Raw genomic sequence first — 19,998 nt, 5'->3', positions numbered from 1 at the left:
GGCTTGATTAGCAACTTTCCACGGTATTTGCGGAAGTTCCATCCAAGGAAATCGAAGCCTCGGTCAATGTGCGTGACGCAGGTCTTTTCCAGCGATAGTCGCAATCCTCGTTTTGCAAGGAAGGCTTCTACCCATGGTCGAACTTCAATCTCTAACAGCTCTCGTGAGCTCCCAGTGATGACGAAGTCGTCCGCGAAGCGGACCACATTTACTTTGGCTCTACGGGCTTTCACGACACCCAGCCGCGCCTTTAAGTGCGCAGTGAGTCCCGTCTCCAACCCATTCAGAACGCAGTTCGCCAGGGTTGGCGAAATGACGCCACCTTGAGGTGTTCCCTCATCAGTCGGCGAGAAGCGGCCTTGATGGACCACTCCGGCTTTCAACCATTTCCGTAGCACTCCCTTGTTTGTGAGAACACGGTCGAGCATCCAGTCATGGTTGATATGGTCGAAGAACCCCTGAATGTCGGCTTCCAATACCCATTCGGCCGAGGCCCTCTGAGACAAGGAAACGAACAACTGGCTCATGGCATCGTGCGTTGAGCGCCCAGTCCGAAAGCCGTAGCTGTTCGGGTCGCTGGTGCTCTCTGACACTGGTTCCAATGCCAGTAGGAACAACGCCTGCATGGCCCTGTCAAACATGGTCGGTATGCCAAGCGGCCTTTCCTTCCCGTTTGCTTTGGGAATGTAGACCCGCCGCAGGGGCAGCGGTTTGTACCCTCGAAGATTCTTCAACCGACCGATCGCCGCCCATTTGGAGGCAGGCGAATCCCAAAGTTCGCGATCGACGCCACTCGTTCGTTTGCCTTGGTTTTCGGTCACTCGTCTCACGGCCAGCGCTCTGGCCGAGAACGAGTGAGTTAGGGACCTTTGCAGCGCTTTCACGCGGCGCCAGTCTTTTTCTTGCGTAGCCTTCGCTAGACGGGTCTGCGTCGTCCGCACGTTCCGCACCACTAGACCCCAATCGATGGAGTGCCAATCTTGCGGTTCGCGTGAGGACGCAGACTCGTCGCGCGAAGCGACGTGTTTTCTCATGCTTTCCTCCAGGTTGAACCCCTGGAGACGCACACCTCCCCCGAAGGGGAATTGAGCATCCCTTCGGGGTCAGTTTGAACTTGGTCAGTCGTGTAACGACGATTGCACCACGCGGAAGTCAGCACGCTTTCGCGTCAGGGCACGGGCCCCTATGCCACCCATTACAGGCAACCATTCGCTTTCTCCGCTATCCCATACCCCCTCATCCAACAGGTCGTCTCGCGACTTCCCTGCCCTTGCGCAGAGCGCTTGGGCGGACAGTGGGGCTTACCACGTTCCCTGTCTTGCCGACGAATGACAACTTGCGTTGTTTACGTCTATCCGTTTAGGGCTCATCTCTCCAGGGGCTGCATGTGTGACGACGACCACCTAGTTTTGACAGGTGATGCCAGCAGCGCACCGTTTGGTTACGGCCTATCAGCAGATTTGGCCGCTCAATTGTTACCCTGGTTCAGACGATGATTCACTTATGTTGCCCATGCGGAACTAGCCTAGCGTCCTTTATCACCTCTGCTGGCGATAGTCCTGACACCCCCCTCGCAGGGGACTCCAGCCGTGTTACGGGGACGCATTGTCGAGCGGGCTTCACACGGAGACGTTACCGTCCCCGCATGCCACTCTAGGCTACTCATGGTCGTACAAGAGGTCACAGCACTTCGGACGAAGGTGTGACAAGGCAAAACAGAGCAGAGCACTCTGAGAGTCAGAGATGCGCAGCGCAATTTACAAGGTGACCAATCCGTGGACGGATTTGGTCATCCCATTGGCGAGTTCCGCTTGTGGCGGACTCGTCGGCAAGTTGCGCGAGCGCCACAGGCGGCATCACTGCCGCGATGAAAGCAGGTTTAACCCTGCATTGCAGTCGGTTTTACCCGCTGCAATTATCAAAACCGCAACTAGGTTGCGGTCTGTAGAGGACCGTTTTACCGGCTCTCAATCTCTAAATAAAAGCACCGTAAGTGCTTGATTTAATTGCTAATTATTTAGTGAGGCTAGCTACCTCTCCCAGAGCAACACGTTACGTGTCGCACCAAAACCCTCAATTATAGGCGGCATGCCCATCCTCAAGCCCCACGCACTGGGCATGGGGCGATGCAATCAGCTGGCGCTGCCCTCGTAGTGGGTGACGTGGCCTTTGTGGTCGTCGATCCACTGCGGTGCCAGCGAGCCCCCGATCATGCCGACCAATGCCGCCAGCACCCCAGCCAGTTGCTGCGGGAACGCTTCGGACAGCATGGGGCTGGCCACAAACAGCAGCCACACACCCAGGCCCATGGCCACCGCCAGGATGGCGCCCTGGGTGGTCGCGCGCTTCCAGTACAGGCCGAACACCAGGGGGACAAAAGCCCCCACCAGCGGTACCTGGTAAGCGCCCGACACCAGTTCATAGATCGATGTGCCCTGCATGGTGATCGCGTAAGTGAGCACGCAGGCGGTAAACACGAGCACCGAAATGCGCATGGCCTTCAGTGTCTGGGCATCGGTCATGCCAGGCCGCAGGTTGTGCAGGATGTTCTCCACAAAAGTGGTGGACGGTGCGAGCAACGTGGCAGAGGCGGTGGACATGATGGCCGAGAGCAGCGCGCCAAAGAAGGCGATCTGAAGAATCAGCGGCATGCGTTCCATCACCAGCGTGGGCAGCACTTTCTGGGGATCGTCCTTGAGCAGTGCCTGGGCGGTTTCGGGCATGACCAACACGGCGGCCGTAACGACAAACATGGGGATGAAGGCAAACAGCAGGTACAGCACCCCTCCGATGACCGGGCCGGTGCGCGCTGTCTCGGCGCTGTTGGACGACATCACGCGCTGAAAAACATCCTGCTGGGGTATGGAGCCCAGCATCATCGTGATCGCGGCGGCAAAGAAAAAGGTCCACTCCTTGAGCCCACCCGTGGGAAAGAACTGGAACTTGCCTTCACGCGCGGCATATTCCACAACCTTGCCCGCACCCCCGGCCAGGTCCGCCGCGTACCAGGCGATGGCCAGCAGCCCCACGGCGATCACGATCATCTGGACAAAGTCAGTCATGGCCACCGACCACATGCCGCCATACAGGGTGTAGACCAGAACGATGACCGTACCGATGACCATGCCCATGGTGACGGACACATACCCCTGCGTCAGCAGGTTGAACACCAGCCCCAGAGCTGTGATCTGCGCTGCCACCCAGCCCAGGTAGCTGAACATGATGATGGCTGAACAAGCCACCTCGATCACACGCCCGTAACGCTGGCGGTAGTAGTCACCCAGGGTGATGAGGTTCTTCTTATAAAGCTTGTAGGCAAAAAACAGCCCCACAAGAACCAGGCACATGGAGGCGCCAAATGGGTCCTCCACCACCGCACCCAGCCCACCATCCACAAACCGGGCTGACACGCCGAGAACGGTTTCCGATCCAAACCAGGTCGCAAAGGTCGTGGCTATCACCACAGCCAGGGGCAGGCTGCGACCCGCCACCGCATAGTCGGCCGTGTTGTGCACGCGCGTGGCGGCATACAGGCCGATACCAATCGAGACCAGCAGGTACAGAACGATGAATGTGATCAGCATGGCGCCGCTCCGAAACTCCAAGGAAGGTTACAAAAAGCAGGTGTGCGCCCGGCGTGCCGTGGGCCGACACGCCGAGGCCCCTGCAGATCCAGGGGTGACCACTTTGCTACAAAATTCGTAACAAAAGTTGCAGCGGATTATGAAGGCAACTTTCGTGCCGTTCGCGCCGTTTCAGAAAATCCGCATCCGCACAAACAACTGCATCGCCAGAAGGCCCAGCACAAAACCGATGCCGCCATAAATAATGGACTGGAGCAGCCGGTTGGTACGGTGCTGGACTTCCAGCAGTTCGCGCAAGGCTTGCTGCTGGTCAGCCGGGCGCTGCCGCAAGGCGTCGTGCAGCAGGCGCGGCAGCTCGGGAATCAGCTTGGCATAGTGGGGCGCCTCGGCCCGCAGCTCCCGCCACAGGCGCTGCGGCCCCATCTGCTCCAGCATCCACTTTTCCAGGAAGGGCTTGGCGGTGCTCCACAGGTCCAGCTCCGGGTCCAGCTCGCGGCCCAGGCCTTCGATGTTGAGCAGGGTCTTTTGCAACAGCACCAGCTGGGGCTGAATCTCAACGTGGAAGCGGCGCGAGGTCTGGAACAGGCGCATCAGCACCATGCCCAATGAGATCTCCTTGAGCGGGCGATCAAAGTACGGCTCGCACACGGCGCGGATGGCCGATTCGAGGTCGTTCACCCGCGTCTCGGGCGGCACCCAGCCACTTTCGATATGCAGCTCCGCCACGCGTTTGTAGTCGCGCCGGAAGAACGCCACGAAGTTCTGCGCCAGGTACTCCTTGTCAGACTCGGTGAGCGTGCCCACAATGCCGAAATCCAGCGAGATATAGCGCCCAAAGGTGGCCGGATCCAGGCTCACCTGGATGTTGCCGGGGTGCATGTCGGCATGAAAGAAGCCGTCACGGAACACCTGGGTGAAAAAGATGGTGACGCCGTCGCGCGCGAGTTTGGGGATGTCGACCCCGGCATCCCGCAGGCGCTCGATCTGGCTGATGGGCACACCGTTCATGCGCTGCATCACCATGACCTCGGGGTGGCAGAAGTCCCAGAAAATCTCAGGGATCAGCACCAGGTCCAGCCCCTGCATGTTGCGGCGCAGCTGCGCGGCGTTGGCGGCCTCCCGCACCAGATCGAGTTCGTCGTGCAGATAGTTGTCGAACTCGGCCACCACCTCGCGGGGCTTGAGGCGCTTGCCGTCGGCCGACAGGCTCTCCACCCACCCGGCCATCATGCGCATGAGACTCAGGTCTTTCTCGATCACGGGCAACATGCCCGGGCGCAGTACCTTGACCGCCACCTCGCGCTCGATGCCATGGCGGTCCCGCAGCGTGGCGAAATGCACCTGCGCAATGGAGGCACTGGCCACCGGCACGCGATCGAAGAATGTGAAAACCTCATCCACCGGCCGCCGGAATGCCCGCTCGATCGTGGCGATGGCGATCTCCGGGTCGAACGGCGGCACGCGGTCCTGCAGCCGGGCCAGCTCGTCGGCCACATCGGGGGGCAGCAGGTCGCGGCGTGTCGAAAGCACCTGACCAAACTTGACGAAGATGGGGCCCAGGCGCTCCAGCGCCAAGCGCAGCCGCTGGCCGCGCGGTGCATCCAGGTTGCGCCCGAACGACAGGACGCGCGATACCGATCGCAGCCAGGGCTTCTGGAAACTGTCCAGCACCATGGCGTCCAGGCCGTACCGGAACACCACCCACAGGATGGCGCCGCCCCTCAGGAACTGCTTCATGCGCCAGCCCGGTCGGAACCGCTGTTTGGCGCGGAAGGCGTGGAGGGTCCGGATGGCATGGGCGCGACGGCTGAAGACGTTGGTGCAACGCGCGTGCCCACGAACTGGCGCAGCGCTTGCGCAGCGCGGCTCGCCACCTGCGCCACAGTGTGGGCGGGAGCGTCACCGATCACACGCGCCAGGTCCTCCTCAACATCCCAGCGCACGTGATCGACCAGCCAGTTGATTTCGGCGGCCAGTTGCACATCGCCCTCAATGCGGATGGCAGGCTTGTCACCCCGCAGGGCCGTCTGGGCCAGCGCAAAGGGAGAGGTCTCGGTGACGTGAAGCTGCAGATCGGGCGCGGCAGTTTCGGGCGCCAGGTTGAACAGCCCAGCGGGCGTGATGACCAGGGCCATCGAATACGCACGCCACTGCACGCGGGCGATGCGGCCTTTCTGACGCACCAGGCGGTCCATGGCCTCTTTTTCCTGCATCAGTACATGGTTGAGGAACAGCACCATGCGCTGCTGCATCTCATGCACGAGCCACTGGGGGGGTTGGGGGCCGGCGGCCACACGCTCAAAGAGGCCGTCCAGAAACGAAAAAGGGGACTGTGGTGTTGCCATAGTCCCCGATTATTCCCTGAACTGGGATAGCCCCACAGCGGGGCATTTCCTTTATTACTGCAGGGCCTGCACGCCGGCCACCAGCCAGCCGCTGCTGCCGGCCTTGGGCTTGGTCATGTTCCAGACCTCGCGGAAGGGGCTCGGGCCGGCTGAGGGCTCTTCGCGGATCATGCCGGAGAACTCGACGCTGGCCATGTAGCCGTCGCCCAGGTCTTCAATGCCCAGCAACTGGGCTTCGATCATGACCACATCGGTGTGGTTGGGCTGCATGCCACGGTGGTCTTCGCGCTCCGTGAGCTGGGTGCGAATCTCGCCGAGCATGCTGTCGGTCATCATGGAGCGCAGGGTGGCGATGTCCGAACGGTCCCAGGCCGCTTGCAGCGTGACGAAGTTGCGCTTGGCGGCAGACAGGAAGCCCTCGGTATCGAAGCCTTCAGGAATCCCCCAGTTCTGCGACCCGGACAGGCCCGAGCCGATCACCACGCCCGAACCCGCACCGCCTTGTGCAGCGCGCGAGGCATCAAACGCCATGCTGCTGCGCTCCCAGGGGCGCGCCGAGGCGTCGTTGCCCACGTTGTTGGGGCTGTACTGCGGAGGCACCTGCGCTGCGGCGGGCGTGGCAGCACCCGCGCCCTGGAACGCGAACGGCGCACCACCGGCAGCAGCGCCACCGTTGCCACCGCCACTGCGTGCGCGCATCACCATCTTGAAGATGGCAAACGCGGCCACTGCCAGCAACGCAATCATCAGAATGTTGGCAAACCCTGCACCCAGCCCCAACGAGCTGGCCAGCCAGGCCAAGCCCAGGCCAGCGGCCAGGCCACCCAGCATCGCGCCCCAAGGCTTCTTGGCCGCAGCAGCGGCCGGAGCTGCACCCGCAGCAGACGGCTTGGCAGCCGCCGCATTGGTCGCATTCTGGGCGGGCGCACCCGGCGCTGCCGACTCACGCTGCGTAACGTTGCTCGATTGCTGCCCCGTCGATTTACCACCGCCCAGTCGCCGGGCGTCGGCATCGGCGTGCGCAAACGCCAGCATCGCAACCAACACCACAGACCACAGTTTCATCATGACTTCTCCGTCTCCGTTAATGACTGAGCGAAACGCTCAGCACTTGATTCCAACATGCAAGGCCACAATGCCCCCAGTCATGTTGTGATAGTCCACATGCCCAAAGCCATTTTTTTGCATGAGGCTTTTGAGCTCTTCCTGCCCGGGGTGCATGCGGATGGACTCGGCCAGGTAGCGGTAGCTGGCGTCGTCGCCCGCCACCAGCTTGCCCAACTGGGGCAGCACCTTGAACGAATACCAGTCGTACACCTTTTCGAGTGGCTTTGCGACCTTTGAAAACTCCAGCACCAGCAGCTTGCCGCCGGGCTTGAGCACGCGGCACATTTCGGCAATCGCCTGGTCCTTGTGCGTCATGTTGCGCAGGCCAAAAGCAACGCTGACCACATCGAAATGTGCGTCGGGGAACGGCAGCTTCTCGGCATCGCAGACCAGTGTCGGCAACACCACACCCGCATCAATCAGGCGGTCGCGCCCCACGCGCAGCATGGCTTCGTTGATGTCGGTGTGCACCACACGGCCGGTGGCGCCCACCTTCTTGGAGAACGCCAGCGCTAGGTCGCCCGTGCCCCCTGCAATATCGAGCACCTGGCTGCCTTCGCTGAGGTTGGCCACCATCACGGTGTAGGCCTTCCAGGCACGGTGCAGGCCCGCCGACATGAGGTCGTTCATCACGTCGTACTTAGAGGCCACGGAGTCGAACACGCCGCGCACGCGGCGTGCTTTTTCCTGCTCGTCCACCGACTGAAAACCGAAATGCGTGGTGCTCATAAGATTCATGCTAGGCGCGTGAACGCCAGAGGTACAGCGACAACCCCGCACTGAAATGGGGCATCTGTCGCAATTTGGACAACGCTATTGAAAAGAAATCAGCCGCCAGCGCTTTTCTACATTGCACCAACAGCTATTATTTCAATAGCACCTTGACAGACAAGGGCTTCCGCCGTGTTCTGTGCTCCTCCAGAAAAACACCCGGCCCGCAGCCTCAATGGCTGCCACAGGCATGGCCACCGGCACCACCCTGAGGCGCCATCGGCGCATCGCGGTCCGCCCCCGCAGCGGCCAGCCGCTCGGTGTACTGGGTCCACAGCGCGTCTTGCTTGTCGCCCAGTTCGTAGAGGTAGTCCCAGGTGAAGATGCCGCTGTCATGCCCGTCAGAAAACGTGGGCTTGACCGCATAGTTGCCCACGGGTTCCAGGTTGACCAGCGTGACCTCCCGCTTGCCCGTCTGCAGCACTTCCTGGCCTGGGCCGTGGCCTTGCACTTCGGCCGACGGTGAATACACGCGCATCAGCTCAAACGGAATGCGGAACGTGGTGCCATCGGAGAACCCTACTTCGAGCACCCGCGATGCCTCGTGCACCGTGATTGCCTGCGGCGTGGGCGCACCCGCTTTCAAACCTGCCATGGATTCACCTGTGAGAAAACTGTTGTCAGAAATGACCTCTGCGATTGTCCCACCCGCTCTGGGGCACACCGCAAACAGGGTTACCGGGTAGGCAACTGGGCCAGCCGCGATTGCAACTGCGCCTCCAGCGCGGGCAGCAGGGTCCGCACGCCGGCCTCTTGCGCCGCCGGGCTGGGCCGCTGCGCCGCCGCCCACACGGGCGATGGAAAGTGACTGTCCCAGTCAAACCGCGCAATCACATGCCAGTGCAGGTGCGGCACCATGTTGCCCAGCGCCGCGATGTTGACCTTGGTGGCCGACAGGTGCTGGCGCAGGGCCTGCTCCACCAGGGCCACTGCCTCCATGCAGTGCACACGATCAACGGCAGCCAGGTCCGAGAACTCGGCCACATGTGCATTCCACACCACGCGATAGAAGGCAGGAAACCCCGCCTCCTGCGCACGGATGACACGCAGGCGCTCACCACGCCACACCAATGTGCCGCCGTCTTCAGCGCACAAGGGGCAGGTCATCAGACCAGCACCCGCTCGATGCCGCCGTTGTTGGCACGCTGTACGTAGTCGGGCATCCAGTTCTCGCCCAGAATCTCGCGCGCCATCTCGACCACGATGTAGTCGGCTTCGAGCAGGCCGTTGTTCAGGTCGCCTTCGTAGCGGTTCAGGCCCTGCAGGCAGCTGGGGCAGCTGGTGAGAATCTTCACGTTGTCCTGGGCGCCCACGGCACCGCTCTCGCGCAGTTTGGCCTCGCCCTTCTTGATTTCCTCTTCCTTGCGGAAACGCACCTGCGTGGACACGTCAGGTCGGGTCACTCCAAGCGTGCCCGATTCGCCGCAGCAACGCTCGCTCTTCAAGACCTGCTCGCCCACCAGCGCCTTCACGGTCTTCATTGAGTCCTGCAGCTTCATGGGGTTGTGGCAGGGCTCGTGGTACAGATAGGCGCCCTTGCCTTGCAGCTGGATGCCCTTTTCCAGCAGGTACTCGTGGATGTCGATGATGCGGCTGCCCGGGAAGATCTTGTCAAACTCGTAGCCCTGCAACTGGTCGTAGCAGGTGCCGCAACTCACCACCACGGTCTTGATATCCAGGTAGTTGAGGGTGTTCGCCACGCGGTGGAAGAGCACACGGTTGTCCGTGATCATCTTCTCGGCCTTGCCGAACTGGCCCGAACCGCGCTGCGGGTAGCCACAGCACAGGTACCCGGGCGGCAGCACCGTCTGCACACCGGCGTGCCACAGCATGGCCTGCGTGGCCAAGCCCACCTGGCTGAACAGGCGTTCGGAGCCGCAACCGGGAAAGTAGAACACCGCCTCCGTCTCGGCCGTGGTGGCCTGTGGGTTGCGGATGATCGGCACGTAGTCCTTGTCCTCGATGTCGAGCAGCGCGCGCGCCGTCTTCTTGGGCAGGCCGCCCGGCAGCTTCTTGTTGATGAAGTGGATCACCTGCTCCTTGATCGGAGCCGTGCCCACCGTCGCAGGCGGCTTGGCCGTTTGCTTGCGGCCCACCTTGCGCAACAGGTCCACGGCCAGGCGCTGAGCCTTGAAGCCCACATCCACCATGGCCGAACGCATGAACTTGATGGTGTCCGGGTTGGTGGCGTTGAGCATGGTCATCGCCAGCGCGTTGCCAGGCCGGAACGTCTTCTTGCCCATCTTGCGCAGCAGGTTGCGCATGTTCATGGTGACGTCGCCGAAGTCGATCTTCACCGGGCAGGGGCTTTCGCACTTGTGGCACACCGTGCAATGGTCGGCCACGTCCTCGAACTCCTGCCAGTGCTTGATGCTCACACCCCGGCGGGTCTGCTCTTCGTATAAAAACGCCTCGACCAGCAGCGAGGTGGCCAGGATCTTGTTGCGCGGGCTGTAGAGCAAATTGGCGCGTGGCACGTGCGTGGAACACACGGGCTTGCACTTGCCGCAGCGCAGGCAGTCCTTGACGCTGTCGGCAATCGCGCCGATGTCGCTCTGCTGCATGATCAGCGACTCGTGGCCCATCAGCCCGAAACTGGGCGTGTAGGCATTCGTCAAATCGGCGTGCATCAACGCAGCGTTTGAAGCGCTTTTGGCCCCTAGCGCTTGTCCATCAAGCACTGGCAGCTCCTGATTTCGGAGCAATTTACCCTTGTTGAAGCGACCTTCCGGGTCCACCTTGCGCTTGTACTCGGCAAAGGGGCGCAGCTCTTCGTCGGTGAGGAACTCCAGCTTGGTGATACCGATGCCGTGTTCGCCCGATATCACGCCGTCCAGGCTGCGCGCCAGCACCATGATGCGCGCCACGGCCTCGTGCGCGGTCTGCAGCATCTCGTAGTCGTCGCTGTTGACCGGGATGTTGGTGTGCACATTGCCGTCGCCTGCGTGCATGTGCAGCGCCACCCACACGCGGCCCTTGAGCACGCGCTTGTGGATGGCCACGGCCTCGTCCAGGATGGGTTTGAATGCCGCGCCAGTGAAGATGCCTTGCAGCGGCGCCCGCAGCTGGGTCTTCCAGCTCGCGCGCAGGGTGTGGTCCTGCAGTTGGGGGAACAGCGTTTCCACATCGTGCAGCCAGCCCTGCCACAGGGCGCGCACCTCTTCCACCAGGGCGATGGCCTGGGCCACGCGCTCCTGCAGCAGCTCGGGCGATGGGACTTCGTCGTCGGCGTCATGCTTGCCCAGGGGCAGGTTGCCGCGCTCGAAGAACTCGGTCAGCGCGTCGCACAGCTTGATCTTGTTGCGCAGGCTCAGCTCGATGTTGATGCGCTCGATGCCGTCGGTGTACTCGGCCATGCGCGGCAGCGGGATCACCACGTCTTCGTTGATCTTGAAGGCGTTGGTGTGGCGGCTGATGGCCGCCGTCTTCTTGCGGTCCGCCCAGAACTTCTTGCGCGCGTCGGCCGTGATGGCCACAAAACCTTCACCGCTGCGGGTGTTGGCCAGGCGCACGACCTCGCTGGTCACGCGGGCCACGTCGTCGGCGTTGTCGCCCGCGATGTCGCCAATCAGCACCATCTTGGGCAGGCCGCCGTTGCCCTTCTTGCTTTTGGTGGCGTAGCCCACGGCCTTCAGGTAGCGGTCATCCAGGTGTTCCAGGCCCGCCAGCAGCACGCCACTGCGCTTTTGCTCGGCGAACATGAAGTCCTTGATCTCGACGATGCTGGGCACGGCGTCCTTGGCGTTGCCAAAGAACTCCAGGCACACGGTGCGCGTGTGCTCGGGCATGCGGTGCACCACCCAGCGCGCGCTGGTGATCAGGCCGTCGCAGCCTTCCTTCTGGATGCCGGGCAGGCCCGCGAGGAACTTGTCCGTCACATCCTTGCCCAGGCCTTCCTTGCGGAAAGCCTTGCCCGGGATGCTCAGGCGCTCGGTGCGCACGGGCGTCTTGCCATCGGCCTCGAAATACTGCAGCTCGAAGGTGGCCGTCTCGACGTCATGGATCTTGCCCATGTTGTGGTCCAGGCGCGTCACTTCGAGCCACTGGGCGTCGGGCGTGACCATGCGCCAGCTGGCCAGGTTGTCCAGCGCCGTGCCCCACAGCACGGCCTTCTTGCCGCCCGCGTTCATGGCGATGTTGCCGCCAATGCAGGAAGCCTCGGCACTGGTCGGGTCCACCGCAAACACAAAACCGGCACGCTCGGCCGCATCGGCCACGCGCTGGGTGACCACGCCGGCTTCGGTCCACACCGTGCCCACCTCGCGGTCCATGCCCGGCAGGCGGCGCATTTCCACCTCGGTCATGGCTTCAAGCTTTTCGGTGTTGATGACCACCGACTTCCAGGTCAGCGGGATCGCGCCGCCGGTGTAGCCGGTGCCGCCCCCACGCGGGATGATGGTCAGACCCAGCTCGATGCAGCCCTTGACCAAGCCGGCCATCTCGACCTCGGTGTCGGGGGTCAGCACCACGAACGGGTACTCGACGCGCCAGTCGGTCGCATCGGTCACATGGCTCACGCGCGAGAGGCCGTCGAACTTGATGTTGTCCTTGGCTGTCAGGCGGCCCAGGGTCTTCTGGATCTGGCGGCGCAGCTGCGCGGCCTGCTCGAAGGTGGCATTGAACTCGGCCACTGCGCGGCGCGCAGCGACGACCAGTTCACCCACCAGACGGTCGCGTCCGGCGTCATCGGCGGGGGTGCGGCGCTTTTCGATCTCGCCCAGGCGGTGCTGGAGGGCATCGACCAGCAGCTTGCGGCGGTTGGGGTTGTCCAGCAGGTCGTCCTGCAGGTAGGGGTTGCGCTGCACGACCCAGATATCGCCCAGCACTTCATACAGCATGCGGGCCGAGCGGCCGGTGCGGCGCTCTTTGCGCAATTGGTCCAACACCTCCCAGGATGAGGACCCCAGCAGGCGGATCACGATCTCCCGGTCGGAGAACGAGGTGTAGTTATAGGGAATTTCTCGCAGACGGGCAGGCTCGGCGGCCTGCGTCTGCAAGGCCGCCAACGCGATCGGAACATTCATGGGGGTCTACCTGGGGTGGGGGCGTGATTTTATGCCACGGTGCCCTCCCCGCGTCGGCCCCCACTCTGGCGCTCAGAACAGCACGCGGCTGCGCAGGGTTCCGCCGACCTGCGCAAGCTTGTCCAATGCCAGGTCCGACGAGGCGGCGTCGATGTCGATCACCACATAGCCGATCTTCTCGTTGGTCTGCAGGTACTGGGCCGAGATGTTGATCTGGTTGTCCGAGAAGATGCGGTTGATTTCGGACAACACACCCGGCACATTGCGGTGGATGTGCAGCAGGCGGTGCTTGCCGGGGTGGGCGGGCAGCGCGACCTCTGGAAAGTTCACCGACGAGGTGCTGGTGCCGTTGTCGCTGTATTTCACCAACTTTTCCGCCACTTCGAGGCCGATGTTGGCCTGTGCCTCCATGGTGGAGCCGCCGATGTGGGGAGTCAGGATCACGTTGTCCAGGCCACGCAGGGGGGACTGGAACTCGTCCTTGTTGGTGCGTGGCTCGACCGGGAACACGTCGATGGCGGCGCCCAGCAGCTTCTTGGCCTTGAGCGCTGCGGCCAGCGCTTCAATATCCACCACCGTGCCCCGCGCGGCGTTGATGAGGATGCCGCCTGGCTTCATGGCCGCGATCTCGGCGGCGCCGATCATTCCCTCGGTGGACGGCAACTCGGGAACGTGCAGGCTCACGATGTCGCTCTGGCCCAGCAGGTCGTGCAGGTGCTGCACCTGGCGGGCATTGCCCAGGGGCAGCTTGTTGACCACATCAAAGAAGGCCACGTGCATGCCCATGGCCTCGGCCAGCACCGACAGCTGGGTGCCGATGGAGCCGTAACCCACGATGCCCAGGGTCTTGCCCCGGATTTCATACGCGTTGTCGGCCGACTTGAGCCAGCCACCCCGGTGCGCCACCGCGTTCTTCTCGGGAATACCGCGCAGCAGCAGGATGGCTTCCGCCAGCACCAGCTCGGCCACCGAGCGGGTGTTGGAGTACGGCGCGTTGAACACCGCAATGCCACGCTCGCGCGCTGCGTTCAGATCCACCTGGTTGGTGCCAATGCAAAAGCAGCCCACGGCCACGAGCTTGTGGGCCTGGGCAAACACTTCCTCGGTGAGCTGCGTGCGTGAGCGGATGCCCACAAAGTGCACGTCCGCGATCTTGCGCTTGAGCTCATCGTCGGGCAGTGCGCCAGACACCGTCTCGATCTGCGTATAGCCCGCCGCGCGGATCACATCCACCGCAGAGGAGTGAATGCCTTCGAGCAGCAGAAATTTGATCTTGTTCTTGTCCAGCGAATTGGTGGCCATGGCAATAAGAAAGAGGGAGATGGAGAAAAGAAACCGGCGCGCTGCGGCGCGAACGAACCGGTGCGACAGGGACCTGCGAACAGTCACCAGCATGGTGCATTGCACAAAACCTTGCAAGCCTCGGCAAATGCGCCACACCTTGTCACAAAAGAGTCACAATCGCTCCCCTTGCGGGTTACCCAAGGGGTTTCCCGGTTGTTGCAAGCGCTGGGGTCATGCGACAACGACATATCAATGTCACATCGGCTGCATAGCATCCAGCCTTTGTGCTTTTCGTCATCCTCGGAGGAAATATTCATGCAAACGAAGCATCTGGCGGTCTGCGCTGCCATTGCCCTGTCGGTCTGCGCACCTGCGCAAGCCCAGGCGCAGCAAGTTGAGATTCAGTGGTGGCATTCGATGAGCGCAGCGCTGGGCGACTGGGTCAATGACCTGGCCAAGCAGTACAACGCCAGCCAGACCAAGTACAAGGTCGTGCCCACCTACAAGGGCACTTATGACGAATCCATGACAGGCGCCATCGCCGCCTTCCGTGCGGGCAACGCCCCCCACATCCTGCAGGTGTTTGAAGTGGGCACCGCCACCATGATGGCCAGCAAGGGCGCTATCGTACCCGTCGCCAAGGTATTGAACGACGGCGGCTTCAAGTTCGACCCCACCCAGTACGTGTCGGCTGTGGCTGGCTACTACACCGCGCCCAATGGCCAGATGCTGAGCTACCCGCTCAACAGCTCCACGACGGTGTTCTATTACAACAAGGATGCCTTCAAGAAGGCCGGCCTGGACGCCGACAAGCCGCCCAAGACCTGGCCCGAAGTGTTTGCCGCCGCGTCCAAGCTCAAGGCCAGCGGCCACAGCTGCCCGTTCACCACCAGCTGGATCAGCTGGACGCAGCTTGAAAGCTTCTCGCTGTGGCACAACACGCTGTTCGCGTCCAAGAACAACGGCTTTGACGGCAACGACGCCCAGCTGCAGGTCAACTCGCCATTGCACGTGCGCCACTTCGAGAACCTGGCCAAGGCCTCCAAGGACGGCAGCTTCGTCTACAAGGGCCGTGGCAACGTGCCGGACGCATCCTTCCCATCGGGCGAGTGCGCCATGATGACGGGCTCCTCGGGCCTGTACGCCCGCGTGGCCAAGGAAGCCAAGTTTGCCTACGGCATCTCGGCCCTGCCCTACTACCCTGATGTAAAGGGTGCTCCCCAGAACACCGCCATCGGTGGTGCCAGCCTGTGGGTGATGTCTGGCAAGAAGGCCGAGGAATACAAGGGCGTGGCCGATTTCCTGAACTTCCTGAACGACACCAAGGTGCAGGCTGCCAGCCACCAGCGCACGGGCTACCTGCCTGTGACCATGGGCGCCTACCAGCTGACCGAGGCGTCGGGCTTCTACACCAAGAACCCCGGCACCGACGTGGCCGTGACGCAGATGATCAAGAAGGCCACTGACAAGTCGCGCGGCATCCGCCTGGGCAACTTCGTGCAGATCCGCGCCATCATCGACGAGGAAACCGAGCAGATCTGGTCGGGCAAGAAGTCGCCCAAGGAAGCACTGGACACCGCCGTGACCCGTGGCAACGAGCAACTGGGCCGCTTCGCCCGCGCCAACAAGTAAACACTGCCGAACATCTGCCGATACCGCCCAGCAGCACTGCCGGGTGGCATCGAAAGCCCGCCGCCCCGTCAACCCTATTGGTTCACGGGGCGGCGGGGTTTTCTTTTTGAGAGTTTCGACATGGAAAAACGCGTTTTATTCCGCTCTGCATGGCTGCCGTGGGTGCTTCTGGCACCCCAGCTGGCCATCATCAGCGTCTTCTTTTTCTGGCCAGCCGGCCAGGCCCTGGTGCAGTCGTTCCAGATGCAGGACTCCTTCGGGTTTTCGAAGGAATGGGTCGGTTTCGACAATTTCCGGGACCTGTTCCAGGACCCGGGTTACCTGGCATCGTTCAAGACCACGGCCTTCTTCTCGATCCTGGTGGCGGTGAGCGGCATCACGCTGTCGCTGTTCCTCGCGATCTTTGCCGACCGCATCATCAAGGGCGCCATGGTCTACAAGACCGCGCTGCTGCTGCCCTACGCCGTGGCGCCTGCGGTGGCGGGCGTGCTGTGGATGTTCATGTTCTCGCCCTCGCTGGGCGTGGTGGCCTACATGCTGCGCCAGTCGGGTTTCGACTGGAACCACATGCTCAACTCCGACCACGCGATGGCGCTGATCGTGATTGCGGCGGTGTGGAAGCAGATCTCCTACAACTTCCTGTTCTTCCTGGCGGGCTTGCAGTCCATCCCCAAGTCGCTCATCGAGGCGGCCGCGATTGACGGTGCAGGCCCCTGGCGCCGCTTCTGGAGCATCCAGTTCCCGCTGCTGTCGCCCACCACGTTCTTCCTGCTGGTGATCAATGTGGTGTATGCATTCTTCGACACCTTCGCCATCGTGGACGCCACCACGCAGGGCGGCCCGGGCCGCGACACGTCCATCCTGGTCTACAAGGTCTACCACGATGGCTTCAAGGCCATGGACATGGGCGGCTCGGCCGCGCAGTCGGTGGTGCTGATGGCCATCGTCGTTGTGCTGACGGTCATCCAATTCCGCTACGTCGAGAAGAAAGTGCAGTACTGAATATGAAGCACCCCCTGAGTCGCTTCGCGCCTTCCCCCTCCAGGGGGACGCCGCCCTCACTGCGGGGCGGCCCTTGCTCGGCGGCCCTCGCCTGCGTCGTGTCTTTTGCGGGCGCAGTGGGCCAAGCTTCGATCCTGAAAGATTCCAATGGTTGAACGTAGTCCCTACCTCACCGCGTTCTCGCACCTCATCATGGTGCTGGGCGTGATCATCGTCGGCTTCCCGCTGTACCTGGCCTTCGTGGCCTCCACCCACACGGCGCAGGACATCGTGCAGGTGCCCATGCCCATGGTGCCCGGCGGCAACTTCTGGCAGACCTACCACGACGCCTTGTTCGGCGGCGGAACCGGCGCGGGCTCTACCGCACCCGTGGCGCACATGATGTGGGTGAGTTTTGTCACCGCCATGGTCATCACGCTGGGCAAGATCGCCATCTCGCTGTTGTCGGCGTTTGCCATCGTGTACTTCCGCTTCCCTTTCAAGGGCATCTGCTTCTGGCTGATCTTCATCACGCTGATGCTGCCCGTGGAAGTGCGTATCGGGCCCACCTACCAGGTGGTGTCGGACCTGGGCATGCTCAACACCTATGCGGGCCTCACAGTGCCGCTGATCGCCTCGGCCACGGCCACGTTCCTGTTCCGGCAGTTCTTCCTCACGGTGCCCGATGAACTGGTCGAAGCCGCGCGTGTGGATGGCGCCGGTCCGATGCGCTTTTTCAAGGACATCCTGGTGCCACTGTCGCGCACCTCGATTGCCGCGCTGTTCGTGATCCAGTTCATCTATGGCTGGAACCAGTATCTGTGGCCCCTGTTGGTGACCACGTCCGAAGACATGTACCCCGTGGTGATCGGCATCAAGCGCATGCTGGCCGGCGGCGACGCAGGCAACGAGTGGAACATCGTGATGGCCACGGCCCTGCTGGCCATGCTGCCACCTGCCTTTGTGGTGGTGGTCATGCAGCGCTGGTTCGTCAAGGGCCTGGTGGACACCGAAAAATAAAGACAAAACAGGCCCTACCGCTTCATACATCTGCGCTAGCAGCTACATATTTAATAGCAAAATGGCATCCATCTCTCTTCGCAACATCATCAAGCGCTACGGGCACGGCCCCAAAGCCAACCAGGTCATCCACGGCGTGAACGCCGAGGTCAAGGACGGTGAATTCATCGTGATCGTCGGCCCCTCGGGCTGCGGCAAATCCACCCTGCTGCGCATGGTGGCAGGCCTGGAAGAAATCTCTGGCGGCGAGCTGCGCATCGGCGACCGCGTGGTGAACAACCTGGAACCTGCCCAACGCGACATCGCGATGGTGTTCCAGAACTACGCGCTGTATCCGCACATGACGAACTTCGACAACATGGCGTATGGCCTGAAGATCGCCAAGGTACCCAAGGACGAGATCAAGGCGCGCGTGGACAAGGCCGCCAAGATCCTCGAACTGGGCCACCTGCTGGAGCGCAAGCCTCGCGAACTCTCGGGCGGCCAGCGCCAGCGCGTGGCCATGGGCCGCGCCATCGTGCGCCAGCCCCAGGTGTTTCTGTTCGACGAGCCGCTGTCCAACCTGGACGCCAAGCTGCGCGCCCAGACCCGCCTGGAGATCCAGAAGCTGCACCGCGAGCTGGGCATCACCAGCCTGTTCGTCACACACGACCAGGTCGAGGCCATGACATTGGCTGAACGCATGATCGTGATGAACGCCGGCAACATGGAACAGTTCGGCACGCCCGAAGAGGTCTACCACACGCCCGCCTCCACCTTCGTGGCCAGCTTCATCGGCTCGCCGCCCATGAACCTGCTCAAGAACGCGCCGAGCGCCGCCCCTGGCACCATCCTGGGCATCCGCCCCGAGCACCTGGATGTGCGCAGCGAAGGCTGGGCGGTCACGGTCGAGACGGTGGAGCTGCTGGGCGCCGAGCGCCTGATCTATGGCCGCATCAATGGCGAGCAGATCATCGTGCGCGTTGAAGAAGGCACGCACTCCCCTGCGCCCGATTCCGTGATCCATGTTCAGCCCCGCGCAGATCGCCTGCACGCGTTCGATGCCACCACCGGCAAGCGCATCGCGGCCTGAACCGATGCCACCCAAGCCAGCTGCCAGTACCGGGGGCAAGGTTCAGGCCACAGTCCCGGTGCTGGCGTCTCTGGACCTTGCAGAAACCCTGCGGTTCTACACCAGGCACCTGGGCTTTGATCCGCTGCTGGAGATGGACAACTACCTGATCCTGCAGCGCGATGGCTGCGAGCTGCACTTCTGGCCCTGCACCGAGCGCCACGTTGCAGAGAACACTTCGTGTTATGTGCGTGCCGACACAGAAGCGCTGCACGCGGATTTCACGGCGCGCGGCCTGCAGCTGGCGCCACCTGTTGTCCAGCCCTGGGGCATGAAGGAGATGTTCGTCATCGACCCCCACGGCAACCTGCTGAAATTTGGTGAACCCGCATGAGCGCCCCATCTCCCATCCTCGCCCCCTGGCCCTACCCCCGCTGGATCGCCCACCGCGGCGCCGGCAAGCTCGCCCCTGAAAACACCCTGGCCGCCTTCCGGCTGGGAGCACAGTATGGCTATCGCATGTTCGAGTGCGATGCCAAGCTGAGTGCCGACGGCGTACCGTTTCTGATGCACGATGCCACGCTGGACCGCACGACCAATGGCGCGCAGGCACTGGGCTCGGCAGCGAGCGCGGTCGGGGGCGATCACCCCTGGGCGGCCCTGTCACAGCTGGATGCTGGCGCCTGGCATTCACGCAGCTACGCCGGCGAGCCGCTCCCCACGCTGGAGAACATTGCGCACTACTGCATCGCCAACGGGTTCTTGCTGAACATCGAGATCAAGCCAACACCCGGCGTGGAGGAAAAGACTGGCCAGGTAGTGGGCGAGCATGCGGCGCGGCTGTGGCACGGCCAGGCGGTGTTGCCCCTGTTCTCGTCATTCCGACCCGAAGCGCTGGCTGGCGCCCGCGCCACAGCACCCCACATCCCCCGCGCCCTGTTGCTGGACACGCTGTGGGACGGCTGGCACAACACGGCCCGCGAGCTGGGCTGCGTGGCCATCGTCTGCAACCACGCGCTGTGGGATGCGGCACTGGTTGCGCGCGTCCACGGCGACGGCCTGCGCGCGCTGAGCTACACGGTGAACGACGACTGGGCCGCACAGCGGCTCATCGCCCTGGGCACGGACGGCATCATCACCGACCGTGTGGACTTCTTTTCGCCCGCCACGCCATAGGGCGCGCCTTCAAACCATCCACG

At 62.6% G+C, this 19,998-nt stretch carries 16 protein-coding genes; 6 read left to right on the top strand and 10 right to left on the bottom strand.

The window, feature by feature from the left end:
* The 10 genes from ltrA to serA all read right to left on the bottom strand — a co-directional run.
* Window positions 1-1,034: group II intron reverse transcriptase/maturase (gene ltrA / locus ACSQ22_RS17715; protein WP_436131075.1), on the bottom strand; the 1,034-nt coding region annotated here is incomplete at its 3' end.
* Window positions 1,035-2,132: 1,098 nt separating this feature from the next.
* The gene (locus ACSQ22_RS17710; RefSeq protein WP_121422475.1) at window positions 2,133-3,584 is read right to left on the bottom strand and encodes a sodium:solute symporter family protein; all 1,452 of its coding nucleotides are present in this window, start codon (window positions 3,582-3,584) and stop codon (window positions 2,133-2,135) included.
* A gap of 171 nt (window positions 3,585-3,755) precedes the next feature.
* Window positions 3,756-5,321, bottom strand: coding sequence for a ubiquinone biosynthesis regulatory protein kinase UbiB (gene ubiB, locus ACSQ22_RS17705; protein ID WP_436131074.1), 1,566 nt, complete (start codon window positions 5,319-5,321; stop codon window positions 3,756-3,758).
* The gene (locus ACSQ22_RS17700; protein WP_121507413.1) at window positions 5,318-5,929 is read right to left on the bottom strand and encodes a ubiquinone biosynthesis accessory factor UbiJ; all 612 of its coding nucleotides are present in this window, start codon (window positions 5,927-5,929) and stop codon (window positions 5,318-5,320) included. Before ACSQ22_RS17700 ends, ubiB begins: the two co-directional genes overlap by 4 nt.
* Window positions 5,930-5,983: 54 nt before the next feature.
* Complete coding sequence (locus ACSQ22_RS17695; RefSeq protein WP_436131073.1) at window positions 5,984-6,997, bottom strand: Tim44 domain-containing protein; 1,014 nt, start codon at window positions 6,995-6,997, stop codon at window positions 5,984-5,986.
* Between the two features lie 36 nt (window positions 6,998-7,033).
* A complete protein-coding gene (gene ubiE, locus ACSQ22_RS17690) occupies window positions 7,034-7,765 on the bottom strand; it encodes a bifunctional demethylmenaquinone methyltransferase/2-methoxy-6-polyprenyl-1,4-benzoquinol methylase UbiE (protein WP_121507415.1) in 732 nt (243 codons plus the stop codon).
* Window positions 7,766-7,979: 214 nt separating this feature from the next.
* Window positions 7,980-8,402, bottom strand: a complete 423-nt coding sequence (locus ACSQ22_RS17685; RefSeq protein ID WP_121507416.1) for a gamma-butyrobetaine hydroxylase-like domain-containing protein — start codon at window positions 8,400-8,402, stop codon at window positions 7,980-7,982.
* 80 nt (window positions 8,403-8,482) lie between these two features.
* Window positions 8,483-8,914 (bottom strand): HIT family protein, encoded by a 432-nt coding sequence (locus ACSQ22_RS17680; protein WP_436131072.1) that lies wholly within the window; start codon window positions 8,912-8,914, stop codon window positions 8,483-8,485.
* Window positions 8,914-12,831 carry a DUF3683 domain-containing protein gene (locus ACSQ22_RS17675; RefSeq protein WP_436131071.1) on the bottom strand — a complete coding sequence of 1,306 codons (3,918 nt, stop codon included), beginning with the start codon at window positions 12,829-12,831 and terminating at the stop codon, window positions 8,914-8,916. The genes ACSQ22_RS17680 and ACSQ22_RS17675 overlap by 1 nt, the downstream gene beginning before the upstream one ends.
* Before the next feature lie 72 nt (window positions 12,832-12,903).
* Window positions 12,904-14,133, bottom strand: coding sequence for a phosphoglycerate dehydrogenase (gene serA / locus ACSQ22_RS17670; protein WP_306553523.1), 1,230 nt, complete (start codon window positions 14,131-14,133; stop codon window positions 12,904-12,906).
* A gap of 297 nt (window positions 14,134-14,430) precedes the next feature.
* Here serA and ugpB point away from each other — a divergent pair, with 297 nt between their 5' ends.
* The 6 genes from ugpB (at window position 14,431) to ugpQ (ending at window position 19,975) form a co-directional block, all read left to right on the top strand.
* Entirely contained in the window at window positions 14,431-15,747 is a 1,317-nt protein-coding gene (gene ugpB / locus ACSQ22_RS17665; protein ID WP_055399138.1) for a sn-glycerol-3-phosphate ABC transporter substrate-binding protein UgpB, read from the top strand.
* A gap of 120 nt (window positions 15,748-15,867) precedes the next feature.
* Window positions 15,868-16,749, top strand: a complete 882-nt coding sequence (ugpA, locus tag ACSQ22_RS17660; protein ID WP_121422466.1) for a sn-glycerol-3-phosphate ABC transporter permease UgpA — start codon at window positions 15,868-15,870, stop codon at window positions 16,747-16,749.
* Window positions 16,750-16,896: 147 nt separating this feature from the next.
* A complete protein-coding gene (gene ugpE / locus ACSQ22_RS17655) occupies window positions 16,897-17,748 on the top strand; it encodes a sn-glycerol-3-phosphate ABC transporter permease UgpE (RefSeq protein ID WP_121422465.1) in 852 nt (283 codons plus the stop codon).
* Between the two features lie 61 nt (window positions 17,749-17,809).
* Entirely contained in the window at window positions 17,810-18,820 is a 1,011-nt protein-coding gene (locus ACSQ22_RS17650) for a sn-glycerol-3-phosphate import ATP-binding protein UgpC (protein WP_055399144.1), read from the top strand.
* A gap of 4 nt (window positions 18,821-18,824) precedes the next feature.
* Window positions 18,825-19,193, top strand: coding sequence for a bleomycin resistance protein (locus ACSQ22_RS17645; RefSeq protein WP_306553522.1), 369 nt, complete (start codon window positions 18,825-18,827; stop codon window positions 19,191-19,193).
* Window positions 19,190-19,975, top strand: a complete 786-nt coding sequence (ugpQ, locus tag ACSQ22_RS17640; RefSeq protein WP_436131070.1) for a glycerophosphodiester phosphodiesterase — start codon at window positions 19,190-19,192, stop codon at window positions 19,973-19,975. Before ACSQ22_RS17645 ends, ugpQ begins: the two co-directional genes overlap by 4 nt.
* Window positions 19,976-19,998 lie beyond the last annotated feature (23 nt).

The sequence above is a fragment of the Acidovorax sp. LjRoot38 genome (assembly GCF_964252975.1).
Lineage (GTDB): Bacteria > Pseudomonadota > Gammaproteobacteria > Burkholderiales > Burkholderiaceae_C > Acidovorax > Acidovorax facilis.
Note: the sequence above shows the minus strand (reverse complement) of the source record. Positions and strands in the feature narration are given on the sequence as shown.

Excerpts from the sequence above, each read along its gene's own strand:
- ACSQ22_RS17710 (WP_121422475.1), bottom strand. The coding sequence starts at position 3,584 with ATGCTGATCACATTCATCGTTCTGTACCTGCTGGTCTCGATTGGTATC.
- ubiB (WP_436131074.1), bottom strand. The coding sequence starts at position 5,321 with ATGAAGCAGTTCCTGAGGGGCGGCGCCATCCTGTGGGTGGTGTTCCGG.
- ACSQ22_RS17700 (WP_121507413.1), bottom strand. The coding sequence starts at position 5,929 with ATGGCAACACCACAGTCCCCTTTTTCGTTTCTGGACGGCCTCTTTGAG.
- ACSQ22_RS17695 (WP_436131073.1), bottom strand. The coding sequence starts at position 6,997 with ATGATGAAACTGTGGTCTGTGGTGTTGGTTGCGATGCTGGCGTTTGCG.
- ubiE (WP_121507415.1), bottom strand. The coding sequence starts at position 7,765 with ATGAGCACCACGCATTTCGGTTTTCAGTCGGTGGACGAGCAGGAAAAA.
- ACSQ22_RS17685 (WP_121507416.1), bottom strand. The coding sequence starts at position 8,402 with ATGGCAGGTTTGAAAGCGGGTGCGCCCACGCCGCAGGCAATCACGGTG.
- ACSQ22_RS17680 (WP_436131072.1), bottom strand. The coding sequence starts at position 8,914 with ATGACCTGCCCCTTGTGCGCTGAAGACGGCGGCACATTGGTGTGGCGT.
- ACSQ22_RS17675 (WP_436131071.1), bottom strand. The coding sequence starts at position 12,831 with ATGAATGTTCCGATCGCGTTGGCGGCCTTGCAGACGCAGGCCGCCGAG.
- serA (WP_306553523.1), bottom strand. The coding sequence starts at position 14,133 with ATGGCCACCAATTCGCTGGACAAGAACAAGATCAAATTTCTGCTGCTC.
- ugpB (WP_055399138.1), top strand. The coding sequence starts at position 14,431 with ATGCAAACGAAGCATCTGGCGGTCTGCGCTGCCATTGCCCTGTCGGTC.
- ugpA (WP_121422466.1), top strand. The coding sequence starts at position 15,868 with ATGGAAAAACGCGTTTTATTCCGCTCTGCATGGCTGCCGTGGGTGCTT.
- ugpE (WP_121422465.1), top strand. The coding sequence starts at position 16,897 with ATGGTTGAACGTAGTCCCTACCTCACCGCGTTCTCGCACCTCATCATG.
- ACSQ22_RS17650 (WP_055399144.1), top strand. The coding sequence starts at position 17,810 with ATGGCATCCATCTCTCTTCGCAACATCATCAAGCGCTACGGGCACGGC.
- ACSQ22_RS17645 (WP_306553522.1), top strand. The coding sequence starts at position 18,825 with ATGCCACCCAAGCCAGCTGCCAGTACCGGGGGCAAGGTTCAGGCCACA.
- ugpQ (WP_436131070.1), top strand. The coding sequence starts at position 19,190 with ATGAGCGCCCCATCTCCCATCCTCGCCCCCTGGCCCTACCCCCGCTGG.